The following is a 20376-nucleotide window of genomic DNA, read 5'->3' on the forward strand; positions in this document are numbered from 1 at the left end:
ACTTAAATAGCCTACAAAACAGGTTGCTGAAAAGCGACCTTTTTCGTTTATATACCGTAGGTGATGATGAGATTGGGAGGCGGGACCGGGAGTCCGGAAGACCGGAAGTCGGAAAGACCAGAACAAAAACAGGAATACTATTATTGTATTACTTACCGACTTTCGGACTTTGCTGACTTTTCGGATTATATCAACTGGCAGGGCGGCCTTCGAGCCAACCCCTGAAATCGGCTACGCGTTCGCGACTGATGATCACATCGGCGCCTGCATCGGGATGCAGTTGTAAAATAAGCCGGCTGTTGTAATACGTAAGTATCTTGCGGATGGCATCAATATGAACGATGTACTGGCGGTTGATGCGAAAGAACAAATGCCTGTCCAATAACTTTTCTACCTGGTCTAATGAATAATCCAAAGGCAGCTTCTGGTTATTATTGGTAGTAGCATAGGTAACCCCTTAATAAATTGCAGGTAAGCAATATCCCTGGCCTTCACATAGATAAGCTGATTGTTCAGCCGGCCGATAAAGCGGGTACTCTCTCTTCATGAACTCTTCGGCAATGGAGGCAATATTGATCGTTTGCTGCTCCACAGGTTTAAACTGCTGGTATTTGGCCAATGCATTCTTTAACTCCTTTGCATCTATCGGTTTCATTAAATAGTCGATGCTATTGACCTTGAAGGCCTGCAGCGCAAAATTGTCGTATGCAGTGGTAAATATGATGGGCGTTTTTACATTGGCCTGTTTGAATATTTCAAAGCAATTGCCATCAGAAAGCTGGATGTCCATCATCATCAGATCGGCCGTATTGTGTTGTTCCATCCATTTTATACCGCCTTCTACAGAGTCAATAACCGCCACCACTTCAATGGTGGGGTCACATTGTTTTAAAAGCTGTATGAGCCTTTCCGAGTTGTGCACTTCATCTTCAAATATGGCTACTTTCATAGTTGCTCAATTATAGGGATTTTAACCGTAAACACCTCTTCCGATTGGGTAACGGTGATGGCCTGACCGCTGGACAGTTCATAGCGCTTGCGGATATTCTCCAGTCCGATGCCGGAAGAGTTTTCAGGATGTAATTTCTTCCTCATGGCATTCCTGATCAATAAAAAACCAGCTTCACTTTTTACACTGATCACCAGCGGTTCATTTACAGAGAAGCGATTGTGTTTAATAGCGTTTTCGATAAGCATCTGCAGGGTGGCAGGAGGTATCATGCCTTTGGTTCGTGCCCGCTCGTCTACCTCGGCACTGAATTGTATGCTGTTTTGGTGGCGAATGCCGATTAGAAAAAGATAAGACTCCAGGAAATCCAATTCGGTTTGTATGGATACCAGGTTCTCAAATTTCTTGTCAAGGATATACCGGTAGATCTTGGCCAGTTGGGTAATATAATCGGCCGACAGGTCGGCACTTTTATATACCAGGTTGGTTAAAACACTTAGGGAGTTGAAAAAGAAATGGGGGTCGATCTGGTTGCGAAGGGCATCGTATTTGGCCTGGATATTTTCGCGCATCAACCGTTCGGTTTGTACCTGGTATTCTTTCCGGCCTTTGTAATAAAATACAATGCCGTTGAAGGCCAGTATCATCATATAGAACAGGAAAGTGCCGGCAAGCATATTGTAGCTGATGCTGGTAAAGCTTTGCCAGGCTTCGTGGCGGTTAAAGAACAGTATATCAGTAAGGCCATACACAAAGCCAAAGGCAAAAGCCGCCAATAAGCCATACAGGATAAGGCTGCCGCAAAGGATCAATAACCTGCCGGTGAGTTGGATGGTTACCGTACGTTTTTCAATGTATTTTGTAAGTACTACCGCACCCTCCCATACCAGGAGGCCAAGGAGGATGTAAAAAAAGCTAAAAACCTGTGAGCGGATATTGAAAGTGCCCAGGTCTCGAATGAAGGTGAGGTCGAATGATTTGAAGATAACACTGAACAGGTAGAGTACCAGTATGCGGAACAGGTAGCGGAGCGGCCGGCTATTGAATACTTGTTCGCGGTGTTTAAAATCCATTGTTGATGTCCTGTTTTTAATGATTATCAACCTGAGCCACGTCCTAGGCGGTTTCGATAAACTCAACCAGACATTACTCAACAATACTTATTTTCTTTAAACCAGGCCCATGCCTGCGCAAGGGCGGTTTTCATAGGGGTATATTGAACCAGCAATTCTGTTTCCGATTTTTGCCCGAATAATAATTGTCCAGGCATAATAGCCAGGCACCGGAATAAGTGAGCTTACCTGCTTTGCCGGTGACCATGCCTTTCAGTGAACCCATCATACCTGCCAATTTCAGCAGCAGGGCGGGTATTTGAATCATCACCGGCCTTGCTTTTGAAATGGTGTTGAGTAGCCTGAAAAACTCGCCATAGGTTAAATTGTGCCCTGCTAACAAATAGCAGCTGCCGGTTTTTCCAATGGCCAGGGCATTGATAATACCCTGACAAACATCCTGCACATACACAAAGTTCTTACCACCCGGCGGGTACAAGAGCAGCTTTTTATTCAATCCATATAACAATAGTTTGCCCGAGCTGGGTTTGAGGTCATGGGGACCAATGATAAAGGTAGGATTTACTACAATGGCAGGTAAATGCCGGGCCTGTACCTGTTCCAGTACATATTGCTGGGCCAGGTACTTGGTATTGATGTAGCCCGAATTGGCCTTGAAAAGGGAAAACCCATTCAGCTCAGTAGCTGGTTGTTTTTTAGTACCTGGTTCAATGGTATTGGCCGTACTTACGTGGATCAACTTTTCAACCCGGTGCAGCAGGCAGGCTTCTACAATATTCCGGGTACCTTTAAAATTGATCCTTTCATATTCTTCAAAACCAATGCCCCATTGATCGGTAATGGAAGCGGCATGAATAACGATATTGCATCCTTGCACCGCCTGGCTTACCTGTTCGGGATGGTCAATGCGGCCATAGCTTATTTCAACGGGTTGCCGGGCCGGGCCGCGCAGGTCGGCGCCGGGCCGCACGAATATTTTAATAAAATAGCCGAGCTTGAAAAATTCCCGGGCAAGGTTAATGCCCAGGAATCCATTGGCGCCTGTAATTAGAACCTTTTTCATAGGGATCATTTAGAGAGCCTGGTATTGCATTTCTTTTCTAACCTCGCGCGAAACGATCTTTAGTTTTAGTTCCAGGGGAAGGAGGGTCATTAGTACATGGTTGAGTTTATTCATGAGGCCAGGTATGATGGTAGGATAGCCGGCCAGGGTTTTACGAAGGGCTATACGGGCAATGGCCGATGTGGGCAGTAAGCCCATTTTACCTTTTAGGCCCTGACTGATTACGCGGCGGGTGGTATTGGAATTGGTCATAATGGGGCCAGGGTACACCACGCTGATAGAGAGACCAGTGCCTGATAATTCTTCCCGCAACCCATGCGAAAAAGAGGATATGAATGCTTTGGAAGCGGGATAAACCGTTTTATAGGCTATGGGGGTAAAAGCTGCCATACTGGAAATATTCATGATATAACTGCGCTCATTGTTCAATAAATGGGGGATCAGCAGGTGGGTGATCATCACCGTACTACGTACATTCAATTGTATGATCTGGTCTATTCTTTCTGCAGATGTTTCCATGATGCCGGCAGTGCCTCCAATACCGGCATTATTGATCAGGAAATTGACCCGGTAATGGGCCGCAATATGCTCCAGCTGCTTTTTAAGTTTAAGGCCATCGGTAAGGTCAAATTCAAAGACCTGTACATGGATGGCAAAATTACTTATGAGGTTGGCTGCCAGGTCCCTGGTATTGGTTCCGGGCAGGGCTATCAGGATGAGGTTCATACCGGCTTTTGCGCACTGGATAGCAAATTCCTTTCCCAGTCCGGCGCTGGCGCCTGTGATCATTGTATAGGGTGTTGGAGACATCATAATTTTTATGGTTGGTCACTGTTACAAAAGTGATGTATGCGCAGCAAGCGGCGATGGTTTTTCCATTGAGCTGTTGGATTAAGGGGTTGAATCGTGAATCGGTTCCGCTCAATTGCGGGCGCAATCATCAATCAATACCGTGTAGTTAAGTAAGTTTTTGCCGGGCGAAAAGGTGAGGAGCTCTGCCGCCCGGTGTATGCAGCACTGCAGAGCGGCCCAGCTTACTGGGCAGATTTAACTAAACAACATCCAATTCTGAATCCTTTGTATCGGGGCATAATAAAAAAGGGACTGTCAATAGACAATCCCTTTTTTAGCTCAAAGTATATTTACAGGCTTAGAATCCTCTTCTGCCGGTATCGGGGCTGCTGATAGTAAATACGGCGGGCATGGGTTTGCCCAGCAGGTTTTTGTACCAGAAAGCATAGGCTTCATTGCGGTTATGCTGCCCTTTCTTCATATTGTTGCCACCAATACCATGCCTTTCGCTGGGATATACCATCAACTCAAAATGTTTACCCAGGTTCTGCAGCTTATCAATAAGGGTAAAGCTGTTTTGCATGTGCACATTATCGTCGGATGTACCATGTACAATGCGCAATAAGCCCTTGTATTGATCGGCATAAGTAGCCACCGCGGTGTTCTTATATCCTTCAGGGTTTTCCTTGGGTGTATCCATAAATCGCTCGGTATAGTGTGTATCATAGAACTGCCAGTCGGTAACCGAGGCGTTGGCAATACCATAAGTAAATACGTCTGCACCATAGGTAAGTGCCATGCAGGTCATATAACCGCCAAAGCTGCCGCCGGTCATGGCTACTTTGTTGGTATCTACCCAGGTTTGTTGGCGCAACCATTTACCGCAGGTCATATAATCTTCTATTTCCCATTTACCCAATTGACGGTGGATATAGTTTAATCCCACTTTTCCAAAGTGACCACTGCTGCGGTTATCGAAAGCCACCTGTATCATGCCTTCCTGTGCCCACCATTGTGTAGCGCCACCGGCAGGCCGCCAGCGGTCGTATACCGTACCGGCATTGGGGCCACCGTAAATGCTGATGAGTACAGGGTATTTTTATTGGGATCAAAGTTGATGGGGTAAGTAATCGTTACAGGCAGTTCAAATACGCCATCGCCCGATTTTACCCTTACCATTTCTGTTTTGGGTATGGCATAGGCATCAAAATCATTGCCCTTGCTATCTCCCAATATACGGATCAGTTTGCCTTTGGCATCGGCCAGGGCCATTGTGCTAGGAGTGGAGAGATTGGAATAAGTAGTGATAAAATATTTACCATTGGGCGACAGGTTGATCTGATCATGCGAATAATCGCCAAAGCTTAGGCGTGTTAATCCTTTTCCGTCCAGGCCTACTTTGTAAAAATCGAAGCGGGCCGAATTCTCTTTGCGTGCCTTGAAGTACACCAGTTTGGCTTTCTCATCAATCCGGGTAATGGAAGTGCCCCAAAGACTGCCTGTAGTCACTTGGTTGATCAGCTTGCCAGAGGCATCATGGTAATACAGGTTTTCCCAACCATCCTTATCACTTTTCAGGATAAAACCTTTGCCGGCTGAAAGAAATTCTATGCGGCTCGCTTCATCCAGGTCAATCCATGTTTTTTGCTGCTCGGTATATACTTCTTTTTTGACGCCGGTAGTAAAGTCGATATTGTAAATGGCCAGGTTATCCTGTCCGCGGTTCATCCATTGTACCCAAAGCTGCCCTTCAGGTGTCCAATAGGGGGCGCCAAAATATTGATCATCCTTGGGGTTGAAGTCGGCCCATACAGTAGTGCCATTTTCGATAGTGGCAATACCTACTTTCACTTCGGGGTTTTTCACCGGCTTTAGGATAGTGCTCATTCTCCAGGTAACCATCCTGCCCATCTAATACATAGATAGGGAATACAGGTACCTGGCTATCGTCGAAGCGCATATAGCATACATGCTTGCTATCCGGCTCCACCAGAACGCTTTGTAGCGGCTGGCGCGGCCCAGTATCTCTTCAAAATACACCCAGGAAGCATAACCATTCTTGATGTTTTCAGACCCGTCCTTGGAGATCTGCGTTACATTTTTAGTAGCCAGTTCCATGGCATAGAGGTTATTGTCCTTACGGGTATACGCCACCCATTTGCCATCGGGTGAGGTAGTGACGTTACGCGCATCAGTAATGCCGATGGCAGGACTGGCCTGTTGACGCGCTTCGGCAGGTACAGCACCGGTATACGGTTTTGATTTGCCGGTTTTCACCTCTACAGAAAGAAAGTTGGTCTTGCCATCTGCGTCCTTTTGAAATTCAATGTAGTGTTCATCATCTATCCATCCACGGATAACAGGGAGGGGCTTGCTAATATTGGAAGCCGCATTTTTAAATAACTGGTCGTACGTAAAGTTCTTTTTTGGGCTGTTGCTGATAATGCAATCGTCAATAACAGCAAAGGGGTTGTGCCTAATAGAATTAGCTTTCTCATGTAATGAAATATTGAAGCGGTGAATGTACGAAAACGGGGGAATTAGGGAGGGCCGGGGTATTGGTTTTGATAAGTGGTTGAGGATGCTTAAAGGGGTGGTTATTTGGGAGCCTTTCTACCTTTTATCCTGTTTTTACATTATTTTCGTTCCAAACCCCAACAACCCAACCATGATACTCAGTTATCTGAAGAAATCCTTTGCCCGGAAGAAGGCCAGGAGAGTTTTTAGTGAATATCCTATTCAGGTTTCTTCCTACCACCTTGCTGATGAAGGTACTATCGAATTTGGCAACTGGATGAATCCCCTGCTTGGCGAGAAAGTAATTACCCAATCGGAAGTTGATTTTTTTAAGCGCTTTATTCCCAAAGGCAGCCTGGCCATAGATATTGGTGGCAATACGGGCGATACTACCGTGCCCATGGGACTTGCAGCCGGTAAAGAAGGCCTTGTATTGGGTTTTGACCCCAACCCCCACGTTTTTAAAGTGCTGGAAAATAATGCCGGCCTGAACAAGGATAAAACGAATATAGTAGCCCTGCCCTATGCCATTTCTAATGAAGATGGCGAATTTTATTATGGTTCTTCAGAAGCATCCTATAGCAATGGAGGGATCAGTGCGGAAGCGACCGGGCAGCACGGCAATTTTACCTTGCCGCAAAAAATAAAAGGAGTTAACCTGCAGCAGTACCTGGAGAAAAATTACAGTAGCTGGCTGGATAAGCTTTCTTTCATTAAAATTGATACCGAAGGGTACGATAAGGAAATCATTAAGTCCATTGCCGGATTGATCATCAAATACAAACCGATCATTATTTCGGAGGTGTTTACTCAACTTACCAAAGAAGAGCGGAATGAATTGTATGATGTGATTGCCGATAAAGGATACGATCTATTTTACTTCGCCGATTTTGACGCCAAGGCAGAAGTAAAGCCCATTCAGCGTACGGATATGACCAATTGGGGGCATTTTAATGTGTATGCATTGCCTAAGAAGTGAGAAATGAAATGTGAGACCGTGAATCGGTTCTGCCAAGCGACGGGATGGATCGGCAATTTTTGCTTCGCAGAACACAAATAATGTAAAGACTTCTAATTAAAGAAAAGCAATACCCTGAAGTGTTGCTTTTTCTTTTAAGCTATTTCGGATAATTTTTTTGAAGTATAAGTCTCGCGTTTCACATTCACTTCTTACCTGATTTCCCCCTACTTCACTTCCTGCATCTCCACCAGTTTCCTGTAAAAGCCGTCACATTCGAGTAATTGGTCATGCGTACCGCGTTCTACGATCTTGCCTTTTTGGAGTACAATGATCTCATCGGCATGGCGGATGGTACTCAGGCGGTGGGCAATGACGATACTGGTGCGGTTTTCCATCATTTTATTAATAGCATCCTGCACCAGGCGTTCACTTTCCGTATCAAGGGAGGAAGTAGCTTCATCCAGGATCAGGATAGGCGGGTTTTTCAATACCGCCCTGGCAATGGTAACACGCTGACGTTCGCCGCCACTTAACTTGCCGCCGCGATCTCCAATATTGGTTTGGTAATTTTCGTCCTTGTGCATAATGAAATCATGGGCATTGGCAATGCGGGCTGCCTGTTCAATTTCATCAATGGTAGCCACCGGATTGCCCAGGGCAATATTACTGGCAATGGTATCATTGAACAAAATAGGTTCCTGGGTTACGATCCCCATCTGATCCCGCAGGGAAAGCAGGGAATATTCTTTGATATTGATACCATCAATCAGCAGTTCGCCACTGGTTACGTCATGAAATCGGGGAACCAGGTCGGCCAGGGTAGATTTACCGGCGCCGGATGACCCTACCAGGGCAATGGTCTTGCCTTTTTCTATGGTTAGGTTGATATTATCGAGGATGGTAACGTCTTCGTATTTGAAGGTTACATTGCGGAACTCAATGTTCTTGTGGAAGGTAGTGAGTGTTTTGGGATCAGTGGCTTCTTCTACAGCCAGGGGAGCCTTCAGTATCTCCTCAATGCGCTGAATGGCGGCTGTACCACGCTGGGCGTTGTAAAAAGCAGTAGATAAGGCCTTGGAAGGATTGATCAATTGGGTAAAGAATACGATGTAAATGATAAATCCTTCGGGATTCAATCCTCCTTTGCCCCCAATACCAGTTGACCACCTACCCATAATATACAACTAAGCACCAGCACGCCCATAAATTCCGACATAGGCGAAGCGAGGTCACGGCGGAAAGACATTTTCACCCGTATATTATTGAGGAAAGTGTTGGTGCTAAAGAAACGGGAACGTAATAACTTTTCGGCATTGAAGGCCTTAATAACCCGTAAGCCGCCCAGTGTTTCGTCGAGTATGGAAAGAAGATGCCCCTGCTGTTCCTGGGAAACCGAGGATTGTTTTTTGAGGCTTCGACTGATACGGCCTATGATAAAGCCGGTAAGCGGCAGCAATATCAGTAAGAACAAAGACAGTAATGGACTTAAATAGAACAATACACCCAGGAAAATGAGGATGGTCAATGGCTCACGGATCAGGCCTTCCATGGTGCCAATAACGCTCCATTCAATTTCGTTCATGTCATTACTCATCCGTGACATGATATCGCCTTTGCGCTGCTCGGTAAAGTAGCCGATGGGTAAGCGCAGTATCTTATCATACAGGTCTGCCCGGAAACGTGTCATAATCCGGTTGCGGAGGGGATAATTACCCGGTAGGAGAGGTATAAGAACAGGTTCTTGAATAAGATGGCCAGTACTACGGTAATACAAACTGCTGCCAGGGCTCTTGAGTGTCCATAGGTATCGATGAGATTTCTCAGTAAGTATTTCAGGTAATCCAACACATCGAAGGATGTGATAGAAACATCAGGAGCAGTTGTAGGAGCATCTTTATCCAATCCGAAGAGTATCTGGAGAAAGGGAGCCAGCATGGTGAGGGAAACAAGTGAAAAACGATGGACATCAGGTTGTAAAGAGGTATAGCGCCATTTGCCCTTTCTGATCCCGGAGATAATAGAGAATTGTTGAAAATCGCTTCATGAATTTTAAAATAGATCAAATAATATCAGCCTTTGCCTGCCTTTCCACCACTTAATTCATCGGTTATTGGTGCTAATCTGCGCCGGGAATGGCTATAAACAGCGCAAAGTAACTAATTTTACCACGATAAAATCGTTAATGATATGCAAGAAGGGAAACGCCAAAAGCAAATAGCCGGGTTACTGAATGAGGAATTGAATGCCATTTTTCAACGGCTGGGCCTCACCATGATCAATGGTGGTATGGTATCGATTGTGACGGTAAAGGTTACGCCCGACCTGCTGGAAGCCCGTATCTACCTTAGTTTGTTCCAGGTAGGCGATCCGCAGGCTGCCCTGAAGAAGATCGAGGACAGGGCCTGGGAGATCAAAAAAGAGCTTACCGCACGCGTAGCCAAGCAACTACGTCGTATGCCCGAATTGAGATTTTATATCGATGATACCCTGGATCATGTGTTCAAAATGGAAGATCTGTTCAATAAGATCAATGAAGAGAAGAAAGGGGAAGGAAACCTCCCGCCGGAGCAGGACAGCCAGTGATATACTAATCGGGAATGACCACTCCCACAATGGGATAAGCTGTAAACCGGCAGCTTTGTGAGCGATCGGAGGTTTATTGTGAATGGCTTGTTAAAGTGGAGCCAGCTTGAAATGCAGGGGCAGGGGCCTGTGCTAACTGCCAATCCGAAACTCAAAATAGTCCTGATGAACTTCCTTTTTGCCTGGCGTTATTTTAAAGCAAAGAAATCTACCAATGCCATCAATGTCATTGCATGGATCAGTATGGTAGCTATCATGAGCATCACCTTTGCATTCATTGTGGTGCTAAGTGTATTCAATGGCTTTGAAGGGCTGGTGAAATCCCTCTATTCGTCTTTTTACCCGCATGTACTGATCACTCCCCAGGCAGGCAATAAAACCCTCTTCGTTTCGCCGGAGCAATTAAAGCAGTTGACAGGTGTAAAGGATGTAGTGCATTATTCAGGTATCATAGAAGAAAAACCTTGTTGTTGAATGGCGATATTCAGGTGCCGGTAGAACTGAAAGGGGTGGATGATGCGTATAAGGAGGTCACAGGAGTAGCCGGGAATATTATTCGTGGTGAATACAATACGGGTACGGCCGACAGACCGGTAATTGTGCTGGGCAATGGAGTAGAAGGCGCCCTGGATATAGAATCGGACAAGAACTTGTTTCCGCTTACCGCCTATATTTTCAGGGGGGAATCGGCCAATGTGGCCGACCTGTATCAATCAGTGGCATCTGAAAATATGATTACTGGCGGCACCTTTCTCATCCAGGCCGATATTGATAATAAGTATGCTATTACCAATATCAATTTCATGCGGCGAATGCTGGCGTTCAAAGACAATGAATACAGTCGTATTGAAATAAAACTAACCGACGAGAACAAAGCAGCAGCTGCGGGTAAAAGCATTCAGCAAATATTTGGCAAAGGATATGTAGTAGAAACCCGTTATGAACAAAATAAGAGTTTGTACAGTGTGATGACACTGGAGAAATGGGCTATTTATGGTATTCTCACCCTCATGTTGATCGTAGCGGCCTTTACCATGATCGGGGGTCTTACCATGCTGGTATTGGAAAAACAAAAAAGACATTCAGGTATTGAAAGCTATGGGGGCTAATAACCAGTTGATCCAAAAGATATTCCTGAGTGAGGGATTGCTACTGGCGGGTATTGGAGCCTTTACCGGCATTATCCTGGCGCTTATCTTTTGTTGGGCACAGGTTAAATTTGAACTCATTCCCCTGGAAGGAGGCACTTTCCTCATTAATTATTACCCCGTAAAAATAGTGGCCGGCGATTTTCTGCTAATCGTCATTACAGTACTGATTGTAGCTTTTACAGCTTCCTGGTTTCCTTCCCGTAAGGCAGCGCTGCAGCCTATTGAACTGAAAAGTTGACTTATAGTTTTTATCCATCCTAAACAATTCGATCTATGCAGCCTGTTGAGATCCGCTATGCTACCATTGACGACCTGGAAGCTATTCGCGCTTTGTACCATGCAGTTACCCTGCAGGGCAGTGGGATAGCCCGTAAAACACATGAGGTTACGGACGACTACATTCGTTCTTTTATCAAGAAAAGCCTTGCGCACGGAATTATCCTGGTAGCCCAGCAATCCATCAGTGGAGAACTGGTGGCAGAAGTGCATACCTCCCGCATGGAGCCCCAGGTGTTTAGTCACGTACTGAGCGATTTGACGGTGGTGGTACATCCGGCATTTCAGCAGTATGGCATTGGCCGCAATATTTTCCAGGCCTTATTGAAAGAAGTGGAGGATCGTCATCCGGATATTCTGCGTATTGAGCTGGTGGCCAAAGAAAGCAATGAGCGGGCCCTTCATTTTTATGAGCAATTGGGTTTTGTGAAAGAAGGGCGCTTTGAAAGGAGGATCGTTAGCGATACGGGGGATTTGAAGCCGATATTCCCATGGCCTGGTTTAATCCGAAGTTCAGGTAGGGGAGAGAAGACTGAATATAGAAGAAATACAGGACGCGTATATAATGTAAAATCCGGAATACGAACCATGTTTGTATTCCGGATTTATTATTAAAAGCTTTGAGCTATTTATTTTACCAGCTTGCCTGGCACCTATGATTTGCCGCAACACTTACGATTGCCGATTCACGATGCCTACCCCTAATAATCACCCAAAGTTTCAGGCAGTTGGGCCAATGCTTTTGCCAGTTGTTCATCGTTGGGGGCGATGCCATGCCACTCATGCGAACCTTCCATGAAATCAACACCTGCTCCCATGGCGGTAGTCATGAGTATTACAATGGGTTTACCCTTGCCTACAAAGGTTTTGGCTTTTTCCAGGGCCGCTACTACTGCCTCTACATCATTGCCTTTTTCGAGGCGGACCACTTCCCAGCCAAAAGCGTCGAACTTGGCGCCCAGGTCGAGCAGGTTCATTACTTTTTTGGTAGGGCCATCAATTTGTTGACCATTCCAGTCCACAGTGGATATCAGGTTATCTACCATGTGGTGGGCTGCAAACATCATGGCTTCCCAGTTCTGGCCTTCGTCCAGTTCTCCGTCACCGTGTAAGGAATACACAACGTTTTTCTCTCCATTCAACTTTTTGGTAAGGGCGGCGCCGATGGCAACGCTCATACCCTGCCCCAGGGAGCCACTGGCTATGCGGATGCCGGGCAGGTGCTCATGCGTAGCGGGGTGGCCTTGTAACCGGGAATTGAGCTTCCGGAAGGTAGCCAGTTCCTTGATATCAAAGTAGCCAGATCTGGCTAAGGTGGAATAAAAAACGGGCGAAATATGGCCATTGGATAAGAAGAAAACATCTTCGTTGGTGGCGTCCATATTGAATTGTGGGTTGTGCTGCATTACCTTAAAGTAGAGGGCAGTAAAGTAATCCGTACATCCCAGGGAACCGCCTGGGTGACCGCTGGCAGCGCCATGTACCATCCTAACTATATCGCGTCTTATCTGTGTGGCTATGTCTTTTAATGGGGGCATAAGCTAACTTTAAATGTGGAAGCAAAACTACAGGAATTTGCATTTGACCCATGGGAGGGACGCATTTTTTTATTGTTTTTTATGTCTCAAACCTTCTTATTTACAATAAAGTAGCTATAACAGAAGTTGTTATTTCAGAAATAGGCCGTAGTTTTGCTCCCGGCACCAAATTTGCCCCAACGGCCCTGATTAGCAGCACGTAGATAAATTTGGTCACCAAAACCAGGCTAATGTTTGATGTATTACTATCAATAGCTATTTCTTTTACGATCACATTTTGGCAATCCCGGTAATTATTACTGTGGCGGAAAGAAAAACTTTTCGACTTGCCCAATGAGCGAAAGATTCACCAGAATCCTATCCCTTCGCTCGGTGGTCTGGGTATCTTTGCTGGTTTCGTGATGGCATGTCTTATTGCCATCCAGTTTCACGCTTCTCCCGAATTCCAGTATTTCCTGGCCGCTAGCTTTGTGATCTTTTTCCTCGGTCTAAAAGATGATATACTCGTTATATCGCCCATAAAAAGTTTATTGGCCAGGTATTGGCCGCCTTCCTGATCATTTATAAGGGCAATGTCCAGATCAGAAGCATGCATGGCTTTATGGGCATTCATGAACTGCCAGAATCTTTCAGCTTACTGCTCACTTACTTTACCGTTATCGTGATCATCAACTCGTTTAACCTGATTGATGGTATTGATGGTTTGGCGGGTAGTCTTGGCTTAATGGCTTCTATTGTATTTGGCTTTTACTTTTTGCAAGTAAATATGCCTGCTTATAGCATCCTGGCTTTTGCGCTGGCCGGCAGCCTGGCCGCCTTCCTGATCTTTAATTTTCACCCTGCCAAGATCTTTATGGGTGATACGGGCTCCTTACTAATTGGACTTATTAACTCCATACTGGTAGTTAAGTTCATTGAGGTGGCCAATGCAGTGAATGTGCCCTACCCCATCGTTGCTTCACCAGCTATCGGCTTCGCCATCCTGATGATCCCTTTATTGGATACATTAAGGGTATTCGCTATTCGTATCGTAAACCGCCGTTCTCCCTTTAGCCCGGATCGCAATCACGTACATCACCTATTACTGGATAAAGGCCTTTCCCACCGCAGCATTACCTTAATGCTGGTTACCATCAATCTATTGGCCATTGTGGCATCTTATGCCCTGCGTAATTCAGGATGTACCTGGATCATATTGGCCATTGTGCTCATATTTTTACAGGTATTGCTGCCTTGTACTATACCCGCCCAAGACCACGTCTGTTTGTAGCCCGGACGGTAGAGACCGAGAACAAGAATTCCCGGATCGTGCCGCTCACCAAGGATACTATTCTGGAACAGAAGAATTAGGACCAGAATCGTGCATTGTCAATCCCCGAGGCGGGACAGGTGGTGAATGGGAAGCAGAGGCTAACGGCTAATACCTTCTTATTCTGTCTTCTGTATCCTGTTTTTCCGTATTCTTCCTACATTTGCAGCGCATCAACATTCATACATTATGTCAGACGAGTTAAATATAATTGAAGAACAGGTGCTGGAAGGCATGGATAAGGCCATCAACCACCTGGAAACTGAATTGATCAAGGTAAGGGCCGGAAAGGCCAACCCCAATATTGTTGATGGGATCGTAGTAGATTATTACGGAACGCCCACTCCCATCAACCAGATCGGTAACGTAACGGTAGCCGATGCGCGTACACTGAATATACAGCCCTGGGAAAAGAATATGCTGCAGCCCATTGAGCGCGCTATCATCAACTCCAATATTGGTATTACCCCCAGAACGATGGCAACATTATTCGCCTGTTCATGCCGCCTTTAACGGAAGAGCGCCGCAGGCAACTGGTAAAAACGGCACAAGGTGAGGGAGAGCATTCTAAAGTGTCTATTCGCAACATCCGCCGTGATGCCATTGAACAAGTGAGGAAGCTGCAAAAAAATGGCCTGAGTGAGGATCTTGCCAAGGACTCTGAGAAGAATATCCAGGAAATGACGGACAAATACATTGTGCTGGTAGATAAACACCTTGCCGCAAAAGAAAAGGAGATCATGACCGTATAGTTTTCTTCTATGTAAAAATCATATTGGCCATCCCGGTATCGGGGTGGCTTTTTTGTGTGAATACCAGCTTTTTTTATAAGCATAAAATATAATACCTTAATTGTCTCAAATAACCACCTATGGGCAGGATCAGACTGGCAGATATTTCCACAAGGGCACCTAAAGAATTTGATAAAGAGACCACAAAGGCAAAAACACAGGAGATACTACACGAGTTGGAAGAGCTGCAAAACCTGCTGTATGCCGAATCAAAACATGCGATACTGGTTATTTTACAGGGACCCGACGCCAGTGGAAAAGATGGGGTTATCCGGAATGTATTCACCTCTATGAACCCACAGGGTACAACTGTCAAATCATTCAAAACACCTACGGCAGCCGAACTAAGCCATGATTTCCTGTGGCGGGTGCATGAAGCCACTCCTGCCAAAGGCATGGTGCAGGTATTTAACCGCTCCCAATATGAGGATATCCTGATCACCCGGGTACATAAATGGATCGATGATGAACTGGCACGTAAACGGATGAAAGCCATCAATGACTTTGAAAAGCTATTACAGGAACACAACAATACCCAGATACTTAAATTTTACCTGCATGTGTCGCCAGAGGAGCAGCAGGAGCGGTTGCAGGAACGTATTCAGGATCGTACCAAGCAATGGAAATACAATGAAAACGACTTTGCCGAAGCAAAGTTGCTGAAAGAGTACAGGAGTGCTTACGAAGACTGCTTTGAATACTGTAATGATATTCCCTGGACCATTGTACCTGCCGATCAGAACTGGTACAAGGAATACCTTATTGCTGCTATGCTCTTAGCCACTATGAAGAAACTGGACATGCAATTTCCCGGGCTGAAGAAAAGCAACCAGGGATTTTAAAACCATACAACCCCATACGTAGAAGTGTACCTGTTTTATCAGGTATTCAATGAGCAGTGTGCAACAAGCCGACAAATTAATTTTGTCATAGATAAGTAATTGCCATTGCTATTTATTATATATTATTTAATTTACTATAGTTTTTGAATTTTCTAACCGTTAAAACAGCTAACCATGGGATTCATTAAAGAGTTTAAAGAGTTTGCAATAAAAGGAAATGTAATTGATCTGGCTGTGGGTGTGATCATCGGCGGCGCTTTCGGAAAGATCATTGATTCGGTTATTAAAGATCTTGTGATGCCCATTGTTGCCTCTATCATTGGTGCACCGGATTTCACTAATGCCTACCTGCCGTTAAAGGCCGACATTCCCAAAGGGCTGGCATTGGCCGAGGCGCAGAAGTTAGGGCCTGTATTTGCTTATGGAAGCTTTATTACGGTAGCCATCAATTTTCTGCTATTGGCGCTTGTGATATTTCTGATGGTAAAAGCTATTAATGGTATGAAGCGCAAACAGGAAGCAGCACCCGCCGCTCCCACACCCCTACCGCAACCGAACAATTGCTGGCCGAGATACGCGACGAGTTAAAGAAAAAGGCTTAAATGCCTATATATCTCGGGCATTTTGAGTAACTTCAGAAGCGTCTTATAGCAAACCAAACTACTAAATTATATGAGAAAATCGCTTTTACTCACGGTATTCAGTGTGTCCTGTTTGTTCACCCTGGCACAGGATGGGAGTATAAAAGATATGAAAGCCCAGTCCGAGAAAAGGTAGCAGCCGACACTTCGCATAAATCCGGCTGGAAGAAGGGCGGCGTCTTTTCCCTCAACGTAGGTCAGGGCGGAAGTAAGAACTGGGCAGCAGGTGCCGAAAAATTCTCTTTTACAACAGCCGCTTACCTAAGTGTGTATGCGAACAAAAGAGCCGGGCGGTTCACTTGGAATAATACATTGGACCTTGGTTATGCCATGGTCAATACCACCTCGCAAGGCGTACGCAAAACCGATGATAAGATCGATCTGTACAGCAAGGCAGGTTATGATCTTTCCAAAACAGTCAGTGTTGCCGGTGTAGTTAACTTCAGGAGTCAATTCACTGACGGGTTTGATTATGATTATCGTGGTAAAGGTTACAAACGCAGGATCTCTGGTTTTTTTGCTCCGGCCTACCTGGTGGTAGCGCCCGGTTTGGACTGGCATCCTACTGATTATTTCAGCATTTTCTTTTCTCCCATTTCCGCCCGTTGGGTATTTGTAACCAATCAGCCCAAGAGTTACTATTACCCTGCCGGTGACCCGGGACCTGATGGTGGTGGCTTTGAAGCACCCCTTTCTACCTTTTATGGCGTAGATCCCGCCCGTGAAGTGAAGGTAGAAGCAGGCGCCTACGCATCCGTCAACTTTAATAAGGAAATACTGAAAAATGTAACCTTTAAAAGCCGTCTCGACCTGTATTCCAATTACCTGAAAACATACCGTTTTACCCCACAGGGCCCGACCAATTACAAATCACCGAAGTGAGCGCAAAGCCACAAAATGTGGATGTGTTCTGGACAAACGCCATTGTGATGAAAGTGAATAAGTTCCTGAATGTTACTTATAACTTTGATCTGATATATGACGATGATGTGCGCCAATTTGGTCCCAATGAAAATGCTGCCGGTGTGCAGTTAAGGTCATTATTGGGTGTGGGTTTTTCTGCTAAATTCTAATCAGGGATTTCCTTACATTTGTCGTTCACAAAGGGTCCGAAAGACCGCGAGTCGGAAAGTCCGTAAGAAGCTACAAGGGTGTACTTCTTACGGACTTTCGGTCTATCCGTCTTCCTGACTTGTATTACTAAAATATACCCAGTGAATCAATCCAGTTACCAGATCAAGTTACCGCAGTTTGAAGGGCCTTTTGACCTCCTGTTATTCTTTATTGAGCGGGATGAACTGGATATTTATAATATACCTATTACCAAGATCATCAAGGATTTCATGGATTATATCCATGGTGGCGATGGTTTGAATATTGAGTTGTCGAGTGAGTTTATTCTATTTGTTTCGACCTTGATGCGCATTAAGGCGAAAATGCTTTTACCCCGCAAAGAAATAGATGCACAGGGTAATGAAATTGACCCCGGCAGGAATTGATTGATAAGATCCTGGAGTACAAGCGCTATAAGGAAGCTGCTGTGAAAATGGCCGAAATGGAGGCCATCCGTATGTTGATGGTAAGACGCGGTAACCTGCAAAAGAGCTCTCCACCATCGGCGAAGAAACTGGTGAAGGAACTGAAATACAGACCATTACGCTATTCAAGCTGATGAAGACCTTTGAAAAGGTAATGAAAAGGCTGGAACAGCGCAACATCAAGCCGGTGCATACGGTAGTACGGTACAACTACACCATGGATGGAAGCCGGGAACACATGCTGAACTCGGTAAAGCGCGAAAAGGTAATGTCTTTTGAAAAGATCTTTGAGGTCTGCGAAGATCGTATCCATGCTATCTTCCTTTTCCTCTCTATGCTGGAACTGGTACAAATGAAATACATGACCCTCATGGTAGGGGAAGGCCGCAATAATTTCATTCTCGAATTCAACGAAAACCGCGAAGAAGACCCCATATTAGACGCCCGGACGCTGGGCTTAGAACCTCCTGATAATGAAGCGCCTATCGGCGGATTATTTGGTGAGGCTTCTCCTGCTGACGAACCGTCGGCTGATGAGCCACCCGCTGACGAAACGGCGTAAATAACTCCCTTAATACTGCCAGGATGCAATGGGTATAATAGTTGGTGTTTAAACGCCGAATCTATTATTTATTACCTGTTATCAAAAAGGAGTATTTATGACTACCAGGACTGTGTCACAAATAATCGATGCTACCAATGAAAGCGTAGGGCCATTCAAAATTAAGAACGTATTGCCTACGCGTACTTTGAAGCAAGTAGACCCCTTCCTGCTGATCCACCACATGAAACCCAATGTACTGCAACCGGGTTCGGAGGTTAGGATTCCGCCGCATCCCCATGCTGGTTTTGAAGTGGTCTCTTATTTATTGGATGGTGAATTTTTTCATCGCGATAGCAAGGGGCACGACCAGGTGGCAAGAAGTGGTGATATTAACTGGATGACAGCAGGCAATGGTGTTGTGCACTCAGAAGGTCCTACAGATCCTTTTTTAGGGCAAGGCGGAACAGTACAATTATTACAACTGTGGATCAACTTGCCGGCCGATAAAAAAACACTGGATGCCTCATTCAGGCATTATACTTCGGCTACCCTGCCCGAACAAAATCGGGAGGGGGTATGGGTAAAAACACTGATAGGCAGTTACAATGGGCAAGAATCACCCATTGCTACGCATACGCCCATGTTCCTGCACCATGTGCGATTGAAAGCCGGATCTTTATTTGCCCTGCCCATTGATCCTTCATACTCTTCGGCTTTGTATGTATTGGATGGGAAGATAAAATTACTGGGAGAAGAAGTGAAAGGCGGACAGTTGGCCGACTTCCACATCGATGGTGATCAATTGGTATTTACAGCAACCAGTGATGTTGATTTCATTGTTTTTGGCGGACAGCCCATCAAAGAGAAAGTAGTAAGTTATGGCCCTTTTGTAATGAATAGTTTTGAAGAGATACAAGAGGCGATCAGGAAATATGAGATTGGCAAAATGGGTGTATTGGATTACTAATTTGATAATATGGCAATTTGAAAATTTGAGAATGCAAAGGCATTAAGCATTGATCAGATCAATAATATTCAATTAGCTTTTTAGCAATAGAGGCATTGGTGTATTCCATTATCAAATTTTCAAATTAGCACATTTCCAAATTACTCAAAGATCCATAACAATATTGGCCGTGACGATCCATCGATCGTTGCGGCCATCTTCTTTAGAAAGGAGGGTGATACCGTGGGGCAGCCATCGCTTTGGCAAATGGGATAGGGGTCTACTTCGGCGGCTGGTACACATTCGTGGGAATGTAATACCACAAACCTTTTGAAGGCATTACTGTTGGTGGTATCCTGTCCGTGTAGCTTATAAGCCAATCCAAACTTTCCCTGGTAAGCAGCGCCTACTTTGTATTTTCCCAATGAGGTACAGCCACAACCCACTTCATTGCCATAACGACGGCCTTTGAGCCAATCCTCATTACACCGGCCATGAGTAACCAGACCGGCATCAGTAATTGAGTCATTTTTCAGGTTGTATAGGAAGAGCCTATTCTTACCCGATTCAATACTCATATCTACCAGGATGCAAATTTCTGTATTGTATTTATTCTTGCTGGTATATTCCTGGCAGTGGCAGCCCGGTTTTCTAATTTGAGCAGTATCTTTTTGTTTATGTCGGCCATTATCATGCGATGAGGAGATGCAGCCGATGGCCTCATTTTGGAATAATACCAGGCGGCGCTGCCTAACACAAACAACAGAAGGGTGGCCAGGGCCACTAGCAATATGCGTTTCATAAATGGGGGTTATGGCGTAGAGATCAGATGCCATAAGAACGCCTCTCCATAAAATAGTAT

Annotated in this window: 27 protein-coding genes and 2 pseudogenes; 17 read left to right on the forward strand and 12 right to left on the reverse strand. The window is 45.2% G+C overall.

Annotated features, from left to right (window positions below; translation table 11 throughout):
* Positions 1-190: 190 nt before the first annotated feature.
* From RS881_RS03990 to RS881_RS04020, 7 genes and pseudogenes are all read right to left on the reverse strand, one after another.
* Positions 191-415, reverse strand: coding sequence for a LytTR family transcriptional regulator DNA-binding domain-containing protein (locus tag RS881_RS03990; RefSeq protein ID WP_315819897.1), 225 nt, complete (start codon positions 413-415; stop codon positions 191-193).
* 42 nt (positions 416-457) lie between these two features.
* Entirely contained in the window at positions 458-949 is a 492-nt protein-coding gene (locus tag RS881_RS03995) for a LytR/AlgR family response regulator transcription factor (RefSeq protein ID WP_315819898.1), read from the reverse strand.
* On the reverse strand, positions 946-2022 hold the full coding sequence (locus RS881_RS04000) for a sensor histidine kinase (protein ID WP_315819899.1): 1077 nt from the start codon (positions 2020-2022) through the stop codon (positions 946-948). Before RS881_RS04000 ends, RS881_RS03995 begins: the two co-directional genes overlap by 4 nt.
* Before the next feature lie 130 nt (positions 2023-2152).
* A complete protein-coding gene (locus RS881_RS04005) occupies positions 2153-3085 on the reverse strand; it encodes an NAD-dependent epimerase/dehydratase family protein (protein WP_315819900.1) in 933 nt (310 codons plus the stop codon).
* Between the two features lie 9 nt (positions 3086-3094).
* On the reverse strand, positions 3095-3898 hold the full coding sequence (locus RS881_RS04010; protein ID WP_315819901.1) for an SDR family NAD(P)-dependent oxidoreductase: 804 nt from the start codon (positions 3896-3898) through the stop codon (positions 3095-3097).
* A 337-nt stretch (positions 3899-4235) separates the two neighbouring features.
* On the reverse strand, positions 4236-4871 hold the full coding sequence (locus RS881_RS04015) for a S9 family peptidase (protein WP_315819902.1): 636 nt from the start codon (positions 4869-4871) through the stop codon (positions 4236-4238).
* A pseudogene (locus RS881_RS04020) lies at positions 4868-6154 on the reverse strand (DPP IV N-terminal domain-containing protein). The gene RS881_RS04015 and the pseudogene RS881_RS04020 overlap by 4 nt, the downstream one beginning before the upstream one ends.
* Before the next feature lie 391 nt (positions 6155-6545).
* Here RS881_RS04020 and RS881_RS04025 point away from each other — a divergent pair.
* A complete protein-coding gene (locus RS881_RS04025) occupies positions 6546-7373 on the forward strand; it encodes an FkbM family methyltransferase (RefSeq protein ID WP_315819903.1) in 828 nt (275 codons plus the stop codon).
* Positions 7374-7579: 206 nt separating this feature from the next.
* Here RS881_RS04025 and RS881_RS04030 read toward each other — a convergent pair whose 3' ends face one another.
* From RS881_RS04030 to RS881_RS04040, 3 genes are read right to left on the reverse strand one after another with little or no spacing between them, the layout of a single operon-like run.
* Positions 7580-8530 (reverse strand): ABC transporter ATP-binding protein, encoded by a 951-nt coding sequence (locus RS881_RS04030; RefSeq protein ID WP_315819904.1) that lies wholly within the window; start codon positions 8528-8530, stop codon positions 7580-7582.
* Positions 8488-9042, reverse strand: coding sequence for an ABC transporter transmembrane domain-containing protein (locus tag RS881_RS04035; protein WP_315819905.1), 555 nt, complete (start codon positions 9040-9042; stop codon positions 8488-8490). The genes RS881_RS04030 and RS881_RS04035 overlap by 43 nt, the downstream gene beginning before the upstream one ends.
* Entirely contained in the window at positions 9039-9290 is a 252-nt protein-coding gene (locus tag RS881_RS04040; protein ID WP_315819906.1) for a hypothetical protein, read from the reverse strand. Before RS881_RS04040 ends, RS881_RS04035 begins: the two co-directional genes overlap by 4 nt.
* A gap of 252 nt (positions 9291-9542) precedes the next feature.
* Between RS881_RS04040 and rbfA the strand changes: the two genes are divergently transcribed.
* Genes rbfA through RS881_RS04065 form a run of 5 tightly spaced genes read left to right on the forward strand, consistent with a single transcriptional unit; the run spans position 9543 to position 11980 of the window.
* On the forward strand, positions 9543-9938 hold the full coding sequence (gene rbfA / locus RS881_RS04045; protein ID WP_315819907.1) for a 30S ribosome-binding factor RbfA: 396 nt from the start codon (positions 9543-9545) through the stop codon (positions 9936-9938).
* Between the two features lie 57 nt (positions 9939-9995).
* Positions 9996-10412, forward strand: coding sequence for an ABC transporter permease family protein (locus RS881_RS04050; RefSeq protein WP_315819908.1), 417 nt, complete (start codon positions 9996-9998; stop codon positions 10410-10412).
* A complete protein-coding gene (locus RS881_RS04055; protein WP_315819909.1) occupies positions 10409-11047 on the forward strand; it encodes an ABC transporter permease in 639 nt (212 codons plus the stop codon). Before RS881_RS04050 ends, RS881_RS04055 begins: the two co-directional genes overlap by 4 nt.
* Positions 11037-11327, forward strand: a complete 291-nt coding sequence (locus tag RS881_RS04060; RefSeq protein ID WP_315825021.1) for an FtsX-like permease family protein — start codon at positions 11037-11039, stop codon at positions 11325-11327. The genes RS881_RS04055 and RS881_RS04060 overlap by 11 nt, the downstream gene beginning before the upstream one ends.
* A 35-nt stretch (positions 11328-11362) precedes the next feature.
* Positions 11363-11980, forward strand: a complete 618-nt coding sequence (locus tag RS881_RS04065; RefSeq protein ID WP_315819910.1) for a GNAT family N-acetyltransferase — start codon at positions 11363-11365, stop codon at positions 11978-11980.
* An 86-nt stretch (positions 11981-12066) separates the two neighbouring features.
* Here RS881_RS04065 and RS881_RS04070 read toward each other — a convergent pair whose 3' ends face one another.
* Complete coding sequence (locus tag RS881_RS04070) at positions 12067-12903, reverse strand: transketolase (RefSeq protein ID WP_315819911.1); 837 nt, start codon at positions 12901-12903, stop codon at positions 12067-12069.
* A gap of 326 nt (positions 12904-13229) precedes the next feature.
* Between RS881_RS04070 and RS881_RS04075 the strand changes: the two genes are divergently transcribed.
* The 11 genes and pseudogenes from RS881_RS04075 (at position 13230) to RS881_RS04125 (ending at position 19535) form a co-directional block, all read left to right on the forward strand.
* On the forward strand, positions 13230-13460 hold the full coding sequence (locus tag RS881_RS04075; RefSeq protein WP_315819912.1) for an MraY family glycosyltransferase: 231 nt from the start codon (positions 13230-13232) through the stop codon (positions 13458-13460).
* Complete coding sequence (locus RS881_RS04080) at positions 13445-14173, forward strand: MraY family glycosyltransferase (RefSeq protein WP_315819913.1); 729 nt, start codon at positions 13445-13447, stop codon at positions 14171-14173. The genes RS881_RS04075 and RS881_RS04080 overlap by 16 nt, the downstream gene beginning before the upstream one ends.
* A gap of 273 nt (positions 14174-14446) precedes the next feature.
* A pseudogene (frr, locus tag RS881_RS04085) lies at positions 14447-14964 on the forward strand (ribosome recycling factor).
* Between the two features lie 119 nt (positions 14965-15083).
* Positions 15084-15845: a PPK2 family polyphosphate kinase gene (locus RS881_RS04090; RefSeq protein WP_315819914.1), complete on the forward strand. Its 762-nt coding sequence runs from the start codon at positions 15084-15086 to the stop codon at positions 15843-15845.
* A gap of 174 nt (positions 15846-16019) precedes the next feature.
* On the forward strand, positions 16020-16433 hold the full coding sequence (gene mscL / locus RS881_RS04095; protein ID WP_315819915.1) for a large conductance mechanosensitive channel protein MscL: 414 nt from the start codon (positions 16020-16022) through the stop codon (positions 16431-16433).
* A gap of 122 nt (positions 16434-16555) precedes the next feature.
* Positions 16556-17368, forward strand: a complete 813-nt coding sequence (locus RS881_RS04100) for a DUF3078 domain-containing protein (RefSeq protein ID WP_315825022.1) — start codon at positions 16556-16558, stop codon at positions 17366-17368.
* Complete coding sequence (locus tag RS881_RS04105) at positions 17365-17559, forward strand: hypothetical protein (protein WP_315819916.1); 195 nt, start codon at positions 17365-17367, stop codon at positions 17557-17559. Before RS881_RS04100 ends, RS881_RS04105 begins: the two co-directional genes overlap by 4 nt.
* 141 nt (positions 17560-17700) lie before the next feature.
* On the forward strand, positions 17701-17985 hold the full coding sequence (locus tag RS881_RS04110; RefSeq protein WP_315819917.1) for a segregation and condensation protein A: 285 nt from the start codon (positions 17701-17703) through the stop codon (positions 17983-17985).
* The gene (locus RS881_RS04115) at positions 17982-18158 is read left to right on the forward strand and encodes a hypothetical protein (protein WP_315819918.1); all 177 of its coding nucleotides are present in this window, start codon (positions 17982-17984) and stop codon (positions 18156-18158) included. Before RS881_RS04110 ends, RS881_RS04115 begins: the two co-directional genes overlap by 4 nt.
* 20 nt (positions 18159-18178) lie before the next feature.
* The gene (locus tag RS881_RS04120; RefSeq protein WP_315819919.1) at positions 18179-18586 is read left to right on the forward strand and encodes a hypothetical protein; all 408 of its coding nucleotides are present in this window, start codon (positions 18179-18181) and stop codon (positions 18584-18586) included.
* 97 nt (positions 18587-18683) lie between these two features.
* Positions 18684-19535 carry a pirin family protein gene (locus RS881_RS04125; protein WP_315819920.1) on the forward strand — a complete coding sequence of 284 codons (852 nt, stop codon included), beginning with the start codon at positions 18684-18686 and terminating at the stop codon, positions 19533-19535.
* 140 nt (positions 19536-19675) lie between these two features.
* On the opposite strand, the gene RS881_RS04130 is transcribed toward RS881_RS04125, so the two are convergent.
* Positions 19676-20350, reverse strand: coding sequence for a murein L,D-transpeptidase catalytic domain-containing protein (locus tag RS881_RS04130; protein WP_315819921.1), 675 nt, complete (start codon positions 20348-20350; stop codon positions 19676-19678).
* Positions 20351-20376: the final 26 nt, after the last annotated feature.

The sequence above is a fragment of the Paraflavitalea speifideaquila genome (genome assembly GCF_032395985.1).
Lineage (GTDB): Bacteria > Bacteroidota > Bacteroidia > Chitinophagales > Chitinophagaceae > Paraflavitalea > Paraflavitalea speifideaquila.